The organism is Arthrobacter sp. TE26545 (assembly GCF_056279005.1).
In genome coordinates this window covers 358522-371066 of record NZ_JBWBQM010000001.1, presented here as the reverse complement: position 1 = coordinate 371066, position 12545 = coordinate 358522, and the positions used below count along the sequence as shown (strand labels likewise).

Genomic DNA, 12545 nt, shown 5'->3' with positions numbered 1-12545 from the left:
TCAGGCGATTCTCGTACCCAAGGCCAGGCGGCGGGCGGGGGTGCGGAGGGACCGCCAACCGAGCCGCAACAACAGGCCACCCAGTCCGATCTGCAAAACCAGCCCAAGCGGCCACAGCGGCGTGCCCTGCTTGAGGTATTGCGGCTGCACCTGGCCGTTCGCGCAGGGATACGTGCCCTCCGGACCGGCGATTGCCGCCCGGGCACCCTGGCTGATGTTCTCGATCATGCCGCCGCTGTAGTAGTACGGGGTAACGGTTCGTTCCGGGTACGGGATGGCGTCGGCCACCACCACGTATGGGTTCAGGGCCAGCAGCCACGCCACCCGCTCGGTGCGCAGCACGTCCTGCTCCACGAGCGGCCCCGCGCACGTGTACGTGGGCTCCCCGGGCCCTGGCATGGTCCCGGAGCCGTATTCCATTCCCTTGTACTGCGGCTGGTTGGCCATGACGGTCCCCTGGGTCAGCTGCACCCCAAGGGCGAAGGCGATCAGCGAGCCGACCACCAGCGCGGCAACCGTCAGGTAGGTGACCACGATCGAGAACAGGGGCCGGCCGGCGAGCGCCGAAATGCCCACGCCGATCCCGCAGATCACGGCCACCTCGACGGCCAGCATCACCAGGGACACCAGCACGTGCCCAGGAGTCAGCCCACCAAGCAGCACCGCGAAGATCAGGAACGGCGCGCTTGCTGCCAGGAAGGCGATCGCCGCCAGCCAGGCGGCACAGAACTTGCCCCAGAGGATCTGCCCGGGCGTGAGCAGGGTGATCTGCAGGATCGCCAGGGTGCCGCCGGCCCGGTCGCCGTTGACGGCGTTTGCCGACAGCGCCGGCGCCACCAGCAAGGCAAAGAGCAGCACGAAGGCCAGCACCACCTCGAAGATCGCGGACCCCGGCCCGTCCGGCTCGGGCATGCCGTCCGGAACGGGCATCGAGTTGCGGACCTCCATGGAGGCATTCCAGCCGGCCCAGGTCAGCGCCGTCACCAGGGCGATCACCACGAACCAGATGCCCAGCATGATGTACCAGCCGCGCGAACGCAGCCGCTGCTTCATCTCCAGCACCACCACATCGCGGATCCCGCCGAAATAACCTGCGACGGCGGCCCGCCCGGCTGCCGGGTCCGGAACCGGTGCGGGGCCGGGGAGGGTCTTTTCCACGCTCATTTCCGCTCCGTTTCCAGGCTCATGTATGTCTCCTCCAGGGCCCCGCTCGCCGGGCCGAAGGACACGACGGCGATCCCCGCGGTGACGAGGTCCCGCAGCAGGGCGGCAGCGCCGTCGTCATGGCTCAACATCAACGAAACGGACGGACGGCGGCCGCTTCCGGCCTGGAACTCAAGCCCCAGCTCTGTGAGCTTCGCGGCGAGTGCCGCCGGGTCCAGGGCGGTGATCGCGTAGCGCCGGCCCTGCTGCGCGGCTTCTTCGATGGTCTGTTGCTTGACGGTGCGGCCCTGGTTGACGAACACGGCGCCGTCGGCGATTTCATCGAGTTCGCTAAGCACGTGCGAAGAAACCACCACGGACTTTCCGGCCGCGGCCAGGTTTCGCAGCAGCGTCCGCAGTTCCACCCGGGAGCCGGGATCCAGGCCGGCCGCTGGTTCGTCCAGGAGGAGGACGGAAGGGTCGTGGACCAGCGCGCGTGCGAGACTCAGCCGTTGCTGCTGGCCCTTGGAAAGCACCCGGGCGGGCTGGTCGGCGAGATCCTCGAGCCGGACCAGGGCAAGCAGTTCGGCCACCCGCGCCTCGATCCCGGACCTGGGCAGGCGGTAGAAGCGGGCCATCTGCACCAGGATCTCCCGCGCGGTGAGGGATTCCCACACGCCCAGGGTGTCCGGCATCCAGCCGAGCCGGCGCCGCACGGCCGCGCTGTCCCGTGCGGGGTCCAGTCCGTCCACCGTGATCTCGCCGCTGTCCGGCTGCAGCAGCGAGGCCAGCATCAGCAGCAAGGTGGTCTTGCCGGCCCCGTTGGGGCCGATCAGCGCGGTAACTCGTCCGGCCGGAGCGTCGAAGTCCATGTGCTCGACGGCGTGGACGGAACCGAAGCGGCGGGAGACACCCACCGCGGAGACCCCGGAAGCCAGCGGCGCCCTGGTGGTCTCAGGTATTTCTGCAACGGACATACTCCACCTCTGTTTCCCCCTACAGAGCTTGAACCTGCGCAGCGGACTTGCCCACAGGCCGCATCGTGCCTTGATCGTACGCCGTGGTGAAAGTCACGCACATCCACCCAGGGGCCGAGATTTGGTCACAATTCCCGGGCCCGGGACACACGGCGATAAACTGGCCGAATAAGCCACGCTGGCATGCCGTAAATGGCCGTGCGGTGTTTCGATTCCCAAGTGATGCAGTGAGGGTGCGCGCATGAGTATGCCCACTACCGAAGTGAAAAGCGACGAACTGGCCGCGCAGCCTGCCAAGACCAAACAGCTGATCGTCCAGAAGTTCGGCGGCTCCTCCGTGGCCGACGCCGAGGGCATCCAGCGTGTTGCCCGCCGCGTGGTTGACGCGCAGAAGGCCGGCAACGAGGTCGTCGTCGTCGTGTCCGCCATGGGCGACACCACCGACGAACTCCTCGACCTCGCCGCCCAGGTCACGGACTCCGCCCCGGCCCGCGAGATGGACATGCTCCTCTCCGCCGGCGAGCGCATCTCCATGGCCTTGCTCGCCATGGCCATCAACAAGTTCGGTGCTTCCGCCCAGTCCTTCACCGGTTCCCAGGCCGGCATGATCACCGACGGCATCCACGGCAAGGCGCGCATCATCGACGTCGACCCGCACCGCATCCGCACGGCCCTGGACAAGCAGCACATCGCGATCGTGGCCGGCTTCCAGGGCATGAGCCGCAGCACCAACGAAATCACCACCCTGGGCCGCGGCGGTTCGGACACCACAGCCGTTGCCCTCGCCGCGGCTTTGGAAGCGGACGTCTGCGAGATTTACACCGACGTCGACGGCGTGTTCACCGCGGACCCGCGCGTGGTTCCGTCCGCGCAGAAGATCGACACCATCTCCAGCGAGGAAATGCTGGAACTGGCCGCCTCCGGCGCGAAGATCCTGCACCTGCGCTGCGTGGAGTATGCCCGCCGTTTCGGCGTGCCCCTGCACGTGCGTTCCTCATTCAGCCAGAACGAAGGCACCTGGGTCCTCCCCGGTGCCGATGACAAGATCACCACTCAAGAGGGAGTTGCCTTGGAGCAGCCAATCATCTCCGGCGTGGCCCACGACCGGTCCGAAGCCAAGGTCACCGTTGTCGGCGTCCCTGACATCCCCGGCAAGGCTGCGGCGATCTTCCAGGTCATTGCCGACGCGCACTCGAACATCGACATGATCGTGCAGAACGTGTCCACCCACGGCACCGGCCACACGGACATTTCCTTCACCCTGCCCATCGTGGAGGGCGCCGACGCCCTCGCCGCCCTCCGCGCCGCCCAGGGCGAAATCGGCTTCGAGAGCATCGAATACGACGAGAACGTCGGCAAGCTTTCCCTGATCGGCGCCGGCATGCGTTCGCACCCGGGCGTTTCGGCGACCTTCTTCAAGGCGCTCTCCGACGCCGGCATCAACATCAACATGATCTCCACCTCGGAGATCCGCATCTCGGTGGTCACCAGCGCGGACAAGCTGGACGACGCGGTGCGCGCCATCCACGCAGCCTTTGAGCTCGACGGCGAATCCGAGGCCACCGTCTACGGCGGCACCGGCCGATGAAACAGGGTTAAACACGGAAGGACCGGGGCTTGCGCTCCGGTCCTTTTGTTTTGCCTTGCGTTTGCCTGCTCAGCCCAGCCAGCCCAGCCGGCTCAGCCGTAGTCGGTAGTGGTCGGCCCGGGGTCATCACGTACTGCGTAGTGGTGGCCTTCTGCATCCGTTTCGACAACGAAATGCGTCAGGTCTTCTTCCGATGCCATCTCGAAGTCGTCGTGCTTGTGAACCACGGGTGCATCGGTATCGCCCTGGGTGGCGGGTCCGAACACAGCCTGCAAACGCGCCGTCACATGCATGAAACTGTCCAGCACACGTCCCACAACATCCCACCTCCTTCCCCGCAACGGGGTCCGGCGATCAGCCGTTCCCGAGTGGTTCAAGTGACTCAATGATACGCCCGGCACCCCGAAAAGAAGCGGCGACGGTCTGGTTCCGCGGGACGCCGGGGCCTCAGCGCAGGGACTTGTCCTCGGGGTTCTTCGCCACCACATAGCTGCTGCCGTCGGCCCGGTGCTTCGTCTCCCATTGCAGGGTTTCGGCCTGGCGCTGGCGCAGCAGGATCCGGTTGGCCTCGGTCATCTCATGGTCCAGCGAGCTGCTGTGCGCCGGACCGAAAACAACGCGCAGCCGCCCGGTTGCGCGCATGAACCGCTGGGCGAACGATTCCTTGGCCACTCCTGCTCCCTCCGTGGGGTTCCTTGTAGCTTCAGCGTACACTAATTGTTAGTACACTAATAATTAGCGCGGCGAGATAAGCTTGAATGGTACGGCCCAGCCAAGGAGGAACATGTCCACGCCCGCCGAGGACGATCTCCTCCTCGAACGCCAGCTTTGCTTTGCCCTCACGGTCGCTTCGCGCAGCGTAGTGGGCATCTACAAACCGGTCCTGGAACGCATGGGCCTCACCCACCCGCAGTACCTGGTGATGCTTGCCCTCTGGGAGCGCAGCCCGCGGACCCTCAAGGACATCAGCGACGCCCTCCTGCATGAACCCGCCACCCTCTCGCCCATCTTGCGGCGGCTGGAAGAGGCGGGCCTGCTTACCCGCCAACGGGTCCCGGGCAACGAGCGCGCCCTCGCGGTGACCCTGACGAAGGCCGGGGCAGCCCTCCGGGAACAGGCAACGGCGGTGCCGGGCACCATCATGGAGCGGCTGGGCCTGAGCCGGGAGGAAGTCGCCGAACTCCACGCGGCCATGACCGGCCTGATTGCCGCAACCCAGCGCCCTGCACCGGTCCACGCTGCACAGGTCCACGCTGCGCAGTCCGGATAAGGCGCAGCCTCGATAGTGCGCACCCGGGATAAAATGGCAGAAAGCAAGGAGTCCCGCATGCGACAGCGAATCTTCCGCACCGCCCTGGCCCTCGCCGCCGTCGGAGGAGCCGTCGTCGGCCTGGCGGCATGCTCGCCCGGGAACGGTGGCGGCACCCCGACCAGCACGGCTCCCTCAAGCACGGCCCCCTCAAGCACGGCATCACCGCCGGACACGAGCCCCAGCCCCGGCGCTTCAAGCGGCGGGCTGCTCCCGGACGAGACCGAGTCCCCCGGCACCAAGCCGGTCCCCGCACCGCCGTCAGGCACTCCCGCCAGCCCGGGCAAGGGCGACGCCGAACTCTCGATCCTCATCACCCCGTCCCCGGGCGCCGACCCCACCAGCTACACCCTGGTCTGCCAGGGCGGCGTGCCTGCCGCTGAGAGCAAGCACCCCGATGCCGCCGCGGCCTGCGCGGCCTGCGCGGCCCTGAAGGCGAACCCGGCGTTGCTCACCCGCGTCCCGCGGCCCAAGGACCAGGCCTGCGACCTGAAGTACGGCGGCCCGAAGACCGCGCTGGTCACGGGCGCCGTGGACGGCGTCGGCGTCGAGTCCTCCTACAAGCTCACCGACGGCTGCGAGATCGCGGCCTGGGACGCCGCCAAGGCGGTGCTCGGCTCCAGTGGCGTTGGCGAGTAAGCTGCGGCTGCTTCCGGAAGAGCAGTGGCTCCGTCTGGAAGCAGCCCACTACGAACGTGTCCGGCGCTACGCGGACCCCTACCTGGAACGGCGCTCCGCCGGGAAGAAGCACCCGGTGGAGGACTTCCTCTTCACTTACTACACGCAGAAACCCGGGCAGTTATTGCGCTGGCATCCGGGCGGGGGTGCCGTGCTCTGCGGCCGGCGTGCCGCCGAACGCGCGGACTGGAAGTACTACACGCTGCTCGACGACGCCGGGCTGGCGTCCGCGGGCCTGCCTGTGGGAAGCACGGCGGTCGCCTTCGACCGCCGCCGCTTTGTTGCCGACCGCGCCGAAGCCCTCCGCTTCGCCGCCATCATCCTGTCCGGAACCGCGGCACGCCCCGCCCAGTTCGCGTGTTTCGGGCTGCACGAATGGGCCATGGTCTACCGGCAGGACAAGTTCGACCTCCGCCATGAGTACCTCACCCTGCGGCTGGGCTCGGAGGGAACGGACGCCGTGGTGGAAGAGAACCGGATCCGCTGTTCGCATTTCGACGCCTTCCGCTTCTACACCCCGGATGCCGTGCCGCTGAACGAAATCACGCCCAGCCGGGAAAACCAGCGCTTCATGGAGCAGCCCGGCTGCCTGCACGCCAACATGGACCTCTACAAGTGGGCCTACAAGCTGGCGCCCGCGTTGCCAAGCGAGCTGGTGATGGACTGCTTCGAACTGTCCTGGCGGATCCGGGCCATGGACATGAAGGCCTCCCCCTATGAGCTCAGCGAATGGGGGTACCCGGCCATCCGGATCGAGACGCCGGAGGGCAAGAACGAGTACGTTGGCCAGCAACGGGCCTTCGCAGCCGAAGCCCAGGAGCTGCGCGGCCGCCTGCTGGCGGAAATCCGGCCGCTGCTTGAACTGCTCGATGCTGCTGGACACCTCGGGAAAGGGTAGCGATGAACCAGTACGACGTCGAACTGACCGTGACGCTGCTGGACGCACCGGGCTCCGCGGAACAGGAGTTCGTGCTGCTTGCCGCCGACGGTGAACCGGCCAGCGAATCCACGGTGCCCGACCCGCGGGCGGCACTTGCCGCCGTCGAACAGTACGGCGAGGAGATCTTCTTTCCGGTGCCGCGGCCGGACCGCCGCTGCACCCAGCAGTACGGCGGACCGCAGACGGCCAGGGTGACCGGCACTTTCCGGGGCCGCCAGGTGAACTGCCGCTTCAGCCGCACAGACGGCTGCGAGATCGCGAAATGGCGAAGCATGGCACCGCTGCTCGGCGGCGTCCAAGGTTCCACCGGCGCCATCTGAATCCCGGCCGGACGGCTAGGGCACGGGGTCGTGCCTCAGGTAGCTGCGCCGGAAGCTGCCGCCGCCCGCGGTCAGCGCCCGGAGCTCGAGGGCGTAACGGAGCAGTTCCTGGTCCGGGACTTCGGCGGTGATCTCGGTGTTGCCCTCCTCGGACGCGGTCCCCGTCAGCCGGGCGCGGCGCGCTGAGAGGTCGCTCATCACCGAGCCCACATAGTCGTCGGGCACCCGGATGACCACGGACGAAACCGGTTCGAGGAGCTGGATGCGACCCGCCGCGGCGGCTTCCCGCAGCGCCAGCGCCCCGGCCGCCTGGAACGCGGCGTCGGAGGAATCCACGCTGTGGGTCTTCCCGCCGTGCAGGGTCACCCGGATATCCACCACGGGAAATCCCTCGGCTACGCCCTTCTGCATCTGTGCCCGCACACCTTTCTCCACGGAGGTGATGAACGGGCCCGGGATCACGCCACCCACCACCTTGTCCACGAATTCGAATCCGCGGCCACGTTCGAGAGGCTCGACGTCGATGTCGCAGATCGCGAACTGGCCGTGCCCGCCGGACTGCTTCACGTACCGCCCGTGGCCGCTGGCGGGGACGGCGAAGGTCTCCCGCAGCGGGGTGATGACGTCCACGGTCTGCAGCTTCACGCCCTGCTCGCGCAGCCGGTCCAGGACGACGTCCGCGTGCGCCTGCCCGGTGCACCACAGCACCAGTTGGTGGGTCTCGGAGTTCCGTTCCACCCGCAGCGCGGGGTCCCCGGCAGCTACCTTCGCCAGCCCCTTGGCGAGCGCGTCCTCGTCGCTGCGGGCCGCGGCTTCGACGGCCAGCGGCAGCAGGGGTTCGGGCATCTCCCAGACCTTGATCAGCAGCGGATCGTCCTTGGCGGACACAGTGTCCCCGGTTTCCGCGCTGGCCACCTTGCTGAGCGCGCAGATGTCCCCCGCCACGCTGAACGGCACCGCCCTCAGTGCCGGGCCCCACGGCGAGTACAGGTGGCTGGCGCGTTCATCGGCGTCGTGGTCCGGGTGGCCGCGCTCGGACAATCCCCTGCCGCCCACATGCACGGCAGTGTCCTCACGGAGGGTTCCGGAGAAAATCCGGACCAGGCAGACCTTGCCCAGGAAGGAATCGACGCTGGTCCGCACCACTTCCGCAAGCAACGGCCCCTCCGGGTCGCAGCCCAGCCGTTTGCGCGGCGTGCCATCCGGTCCCGTCGCCTCAGGGACGGCGCGTTCCAGCGGTGAGGGGAAGGCCGTGCGGAGAAGTTCCAGCAGTTCCGCCAGGCCGAGTCCGGTGCCGGCAGACACGGCGAGCACCGGGAAGAACGAGCCCCTGGCGACGGCGGTTTCCAGGTCCGCCAGCAGGGTTTCGAGGGCGACTTCCTCGCCGCCGAGATAGCGGTCCATGAGGGTTTCGTCCTCGCTTTCGGCGATGACCCCTTCGATCAGTTCGGCCCGGGCATCCTCGACGGCGGCCAGTTCCGCCGCGTCCGCCGGCCGCCTGGGCGGCTGCCCGCCGTCGTCGGTTCCCGAAACGGTTCCGCTCAGCAGGTCCAGCAGCCCGGCGGTTTCACCGCCTTCCCGGAGCGGGACCTGCAGCGGGAGCACCGACTCGCCGAACGCTTCCCGGCAGGCCGCGACGGCGGCGCCATAGTCCGCGCGCGGGTGGTCCAGGCGGCTGATCGCCACCGCACGCGGCGTCCCGGTCTGCTCGCATTCCCGCCAGAGTGCCACGGTGGACGCGTCGACGCGGTCGACCGCGGAAACCACGAACAGGGCCGCATCCGCGGCGCGAAGGCCCGCCCGCAGCTCGCCAGTGAAATCGGCGTAGCCGGGGGTGTCGATCAGGTTCACCTTCACCCCGTCCAGGAGGACAGGCACCACGGAAAGGCCCACGGACCGCTGCTGGTGGACGGCGGCGGGGTCCGAATCGCCCACGGTGGTGCCGTCCACGATCGATCCCATGCGTGAGATCACGCCGGTGGCGGCCAGCAGCGCCTCGACGAGCATGGTCTTGCCCGCGCCGGAGTGCCCCACAAGCGCGATATTGCGGATCATGCCCGGTTGTTCGACGGCGAGCCCGGCCGCGTCGTTCCGCCGGAGCTCCTTGCCTTGTCCGCTGCCATTTTTTACCGACATGGGTGCCTCCTGGAGCTGCCGCCGGGCGTTTACACCGATTCGACACCCGGCGGGCACCCTGCGGCAAGAGCATGTGGCCAGGGATGCGCATGAGGTTTCGCCCGGGGTGCAGGAGACCAGACGCAGAAAAGCCGCGGCCGGCGGGTTTTCCGCCGGCCGCAGCCTCCTAGTTGTTGCAGTTAGCCGCGCGTTGCAGTCAGCCGGCGTTGTCCGGCAGCTCGCGATCCTCCTGCTGCAGCTTCTGCTGGGCGGGGACGCCGCCGTTCAGCTGCTGTTCGGGCACAACTGCCACCGCGCCGTCGGCCGAGATGATCACGGAGACGAACGTCGGTGCGCTGGTGCCCGCGAAGGTCAGCCGGCCGATGTAGGAGCCGGGTTCCAGTCCGGTCCAGCCCAGGGTGATCTGGCCCTTCTTGCCGTTCTTGAGCTGGATCGGGTTCGGAGTCACGGTGGCGTTGCCTTCGTTGCTGCCGAGGATGGCGGCATCGACGCTTGCCTTGGTGGGCCGGTTGTCCGGGCTCGCGAACAGGTTGACCAGGATCGTGTACGTCCCGGCTTCCGGGGCTTCGATGGACAGGGATTCACTGGCGCTTGCGGTGGCAGCGGTCAGCAGCTCACCGGACGGAGTGAACACGTACAGGTCGAAGTCCGCGGCGTCGTCGGCGGAGATCACCGAGAACTTGGCGAGCGCAGCGCCCTCGGCAACCTCGGCGTCGACCAGGACGTTGGAATCGTTGCTTGCAAACGCTGCGGGGCCGGGCACCAACTCGGTGGCCGAGGACTTCGCCTTTGACAGGCCGTCCAGGGTGACCGCGGTCGGCGAATCCGTGCCGGAGAGGATGCCGATCGCCGCGGAGCCATTGGCCTGGTCCGAAGTGAAGGAGAGATCCTTGCCGGCAATCACCGACTGCGGGCGGACCGCAACCGGGGAAACCACCGATTTGCCGGCGCCCTCCCACTTCAGGGAACCCATGGCGAACTTGGCCAGGGCGGCGTTCTTGTTCTCGAAGGTGACCTTGAAAGATTTCTTCTGTCCCACGGCCGTGAAGTTCAGCACGGATGGGGTGATCTTCACGTCGATGCCCGGGACGTTGGCGCTGGCCCGGTACAAGCCCGGGGTAAGCGCGGTCAGGGTGCGGGTGACCTCGACCTTGCCGGCCAGGTTGCCCAGGGCGAAGGACGGAAGGTTCATGTTCCGCGCCGGGGTGCTGCCGAGGCCCGGGATGCCCAGGTCAACGCCGGTGCCCTGGATGAACTTGAGGTAGTCCTCGGTTCCAGCGTCGTACACCAGGCCCGGATCCAGCACGCGGGCGGCATTGATGTGCCCGGCGCCGGTGGCGAAGACGTCCGTGTTCTTGCTGCCGTCGGCATTGACCACATCTGAGGCGGTGGTCATCATGGCCGACTTCACGGTGGCCGGGGACCATGTGGGGTTCTTGCCCAGGATGAGGGCTCCGAAACCTGCGATGTGCGGGGACGCCATCGAGGTGCCGGAGAGGAACCCGAACGTGTCACCGCCGGTGCCGATCGGCGAGACGCCGGCCAGGACGGCTACGCCCGGAGCAGCGACGTCCGGCTTCAGCAGGTCCGAATCGCTGGCAGCGAGCGGACCGCGCGAGGAGAAACCGGCAATCTGCGGCTGTGCCTCAAGCGGCAGCCCGGTGGTGTCGTGGTCGATCAGGGAGACCGTGATGGCTGGGCTCGCCGCAACCTTCTGCTTGATTTCGCCGGTGGCCGGCGGGTTCACGTGGACCGTGGGGACGGAGTGCTTGTCCGTATCCAGGGAGGAGCTGGCGAGGTTCACCAGGATCATGCCCACGCCGCCGCCGCGCTTGACCTCGGCGCTCTTGGCCACCCGGTCCACCACGCCGCGGTCGCAGACGACCACCTTGCCGGCGATCTTCGCCGGATCCAGGGAGCCGGGCGCGCAAATGGCTGCGTTGCCCGTGCCGGAGGCAGCGTTGGCGGAAAGGACCGCGCCGGCGTCGTGCACTTCGGCGTTCATGATGCTGGCGCCGCGGTACTTGCTGCCGTCGGAGAATTCAACGGTGCCCTGGAGTTCCTGGGAGAAGCTGCTGGCGGCCACCGTGGTCAGCCAGGGTGCGCCGTGGTTGACCGTTCCGGCGGTGGGGCCGGAGTTGCCTGCGGATACGGCGACGAAGATGCCGGCGGAGGCCGCGGAGAGGAAGGCCAGGGACACCGGATCGGTGGTGGTGTCCGTGGAACCGGAGATGGAGTAGTTCAGGACGTCGACGCCGTCGGCAATGGCCTGGTCGATCGCGTCAACGGAGGCCGAGCCGTAGCAGCCGCCCGTGTTGGGGTCGTCGTCTTCCCAGCAGACCTTGTAGATGGAAAGCTTGGCCGCCGGGGCCACGCCGCTGGTGATGCCGAAGCTACGGCCGTCCACGGTGGCTTCGACGTCGGAGTTGCCCGCCGCGGTGCTGGCCGTGTGGGTGCCGTGGCTGTCAACGTCCACCGGGGAGATGCGTTCCTGCGGCGCGCGGTGCTCTTCCGGAACGGTCTCGAGGAAGGCATCGGCGAAGTAGTGGGCGCTGAGGACCTTGGAATTGCACGCAGTGCCGTCAAAGTCCTGGCCGGTCTGGCATTCGCCCACGAAGGTTTCGCCGTCGGCCTTCAGCATGGCGATCTTGCCGTCGTCCGTGCGGTACGGGACACCCACCTGCGGGTTGCCGCTGAGGGGCTGTACCGGCTCACCGGTGAAGAAAGCGCTCGACGGCGTGTAACCGGTATCGATCACGCCCACCACGGTGCCGGCCCCGGCTTTGTCCTTGCCGCCGAAGCGGGTCTCCCACAGCCCGCCGGAGCCGCTGAGCTTGAGGAAATCGGTGGTGGAGTAGTCCGGTGAACGCTGCGTGTCCGGGGCAACCAACAGGACTTTGGGGTTCTTGGCGAGGTTGACGGCCTGCTCCGCCGTGAGGTTGGCGCTGAAGCCGTTGAGTGCCGAGGTGAAGTCACGCTTGATGCTGACGTTCTCCTGGGCTGCCACTTCGCGTTGCTGCTGCTGCAAGTGGGACTGGTACCGCCGGACTTCGTTCCTGCGCACGTCCAGCTTCTTGCCTGTTTGCGGCTTGGTGGCCGCATAGCCCGGCGTGCCGCCGTCGTAGGTGGCTGCGGGCTTCTCCGCGAGCACCACGATGTAGCGCCCGTCCTTGTACGCCTGGGGATCAAGGTTCTTCTTGATCGTGGCGGCAGCGCTGCTGCCCTGTGCCGGGGCGGCCTGCGCCGGTGCCAGCGCCATGGACGACAGCAGCACCGGTACGCCCACGGCCAGCGCCGCAGCTCTTCGAAGGCCCCCGCTTCCGACGAAGCTCTTTCCTCTTGATTTCACGAGTGATTTGCACCTTTCTAAAGGCGATCCGGCCGCTCGTGCCAGGATCAATCAACTTGGAATGCTGCCAGTTTGGAATGCTGCCCGGTTGACAGTTCTTGACAA

The 12545-nt window shown here is 67.6% G+C and carries 11 protein-coding genes; 5 read left to right on the top strand and 6 right to left on the bottom strand.

The genetic code is table 11. The features are described 5' to 3' along the window. On the bottom strand, positions 1–1164 hold the full coding sequence (locus ACZ9CK_RS01635) for an ABC transporter permease (RefSeq protein ID WP_476049043.1): 1164 nt from the start codon (positions 1162–1164) through the stop codon (positions 1–3). Continuing rightward, the gene (locus tag ACZ9CK_RS01630; RefSeq protein WP_476049042.1) at positions 1161–2120 is read right to left on the bottom strand and encodes an ABC transporter ATP-binding protein; all 960 of its coding nucleotides are present in this window, start codon (positions 2118–2120) and stop codon (positions 1161–1163) included. The genes ACZ9CK_RS01635 and ACZ9CK_RS01630 overlap by 4 nt, the downstream gene beginning before the upstream one ends. Before the next feature lie 241 nt (positions 2121–2361). Between ACZ9CK_RS01630 and ACZ9CK_RS01625 the strand changes: the two genes are divergently transcribed. Continuing rightward, a complete protein-coding gene (locus tag ACZ9CK_RS01625) occupies positions 2362–3708 on the top strand; it encodes an aspartate kinase (protein ID WP_426302038.1) in 1347 nt (448 codons plus the stop codon). Positions 3709–3800: 92 nt separating this feature from the next. On the opposite strand, the gene ACZ9CK_RS01620 is transcribed toward ACZ9CK_RS01625, so the two are convergent. Together ACZ9CK_RS01620 and ACZ9CK_RS01615 are read right to left on the bottom strand one after the other, a co-directional pair. Next, positions 3801–4001 (bottom strand): hypothetical protein, encoded by a 201-nt coding sequence (locus ACZ9CK_RS01620; protein WP_426303368.1) that lies wholly within the window; start codon positions 3999–4001, stop codon positions 3801–3803. 154 nt (positions 4002–4155) lie between these two features. Next, entirely contained in the window at positions 4156–4380 is a 225-nt protein-coding gene (locus ACZ9CK_RS01615) for a hypothetical protein (RefSeq protein ID WP_426302037.1), read from the bottom strand. A gap of 112 nt (positions 4381–4492) precedes the next feature. Here ACZ9CK_RS01615 and ACZ9CK_RS01610 point away from each other — a divergent pair, with 112 nt between their 5' ends. The 4 genes from ACZ9CK_RS01610 to ACZ9CK_RS01595 are packed head-to-tail and all read left to right on the top strand — an operon-like array spanning position 4493 to position 6955. After that, entirely contained in the window at positions 4493–4978 is a 486-nt protein-coding gene (locus tag ACZ9CK_RS01610) for a MarR family winged helix-turn-helix transcriptional regulator (protein ID WP_476049041.1), read from the top strand. 57 nt (positions 4979–5035) lie between these two features. Then, complete coding sequence (locus ACZ9CK_RS01605; RefSeq protein WP_476049040.1) at positions 5036–5656, top strand: serine protease inhibitor; 621 nt, start codon at positions 5036–5038, stop codon at positions 5654–5656. Continuing rightward, on the top strand, positions 5640–6593 hold the full coding sequence (locus tag ACZ9CK_RS01600; protein WP_476049039.1) for a 3-methyladenine DNA glycosylase: 954 nt from the start codon (positions 5640–5642) through the stop codon (positions 6591–6593). The genes ACZ9CK_RS01605 and ACZ9CK_RS01600 overlap by 17 nt, the downstream gene beginning before the upstream one ends. Before the next feature lie 2 nt (positions 6594–6595). Then, positions 6596–6955, top strand: a complete 360-nt coding sequence (locus ACZ9CK_RS01595) for a subtilase-type protease inhibitor (protein WP_476049038.1) — start codon at positions 6596–6598, stop codon at positions 6953–6955. A gap of 15 nt (positions 6956–6970) precedes the next feature. On the opposite strand, the gene ACZ9CK_RS01590 is transcribed toward ACZ9CK_RS01595, so the two are convergent. Together ACZ9CK_RS01590 and ACZ9CK_RS01585 are read right to left on the bottom strand one after the other, a co-directional pair. Further along, on the bottom strand, positions 6971–9091 hold the full coding sequence (locus ACZ9CK_RS01590) for an elongation factor G-like protein EF-G2 (protein WP_476049037.1): 2121 nt from the start codon (positions 9089–9091) through the stop codon (positions 6971–6973). Between the two features lie 196 nt (positions 9092–9287). After that, entirely contained in the window at positions 9288–12440 is a 3153-nt protein-coding gene (locus ACZ9CK_RS01585; RefSeq protein WP_476049036.1) for a S8 family serine peptidase, read from the bottom strand. Positions 12441–12545 lie beyond the last annotated feature (105 nt).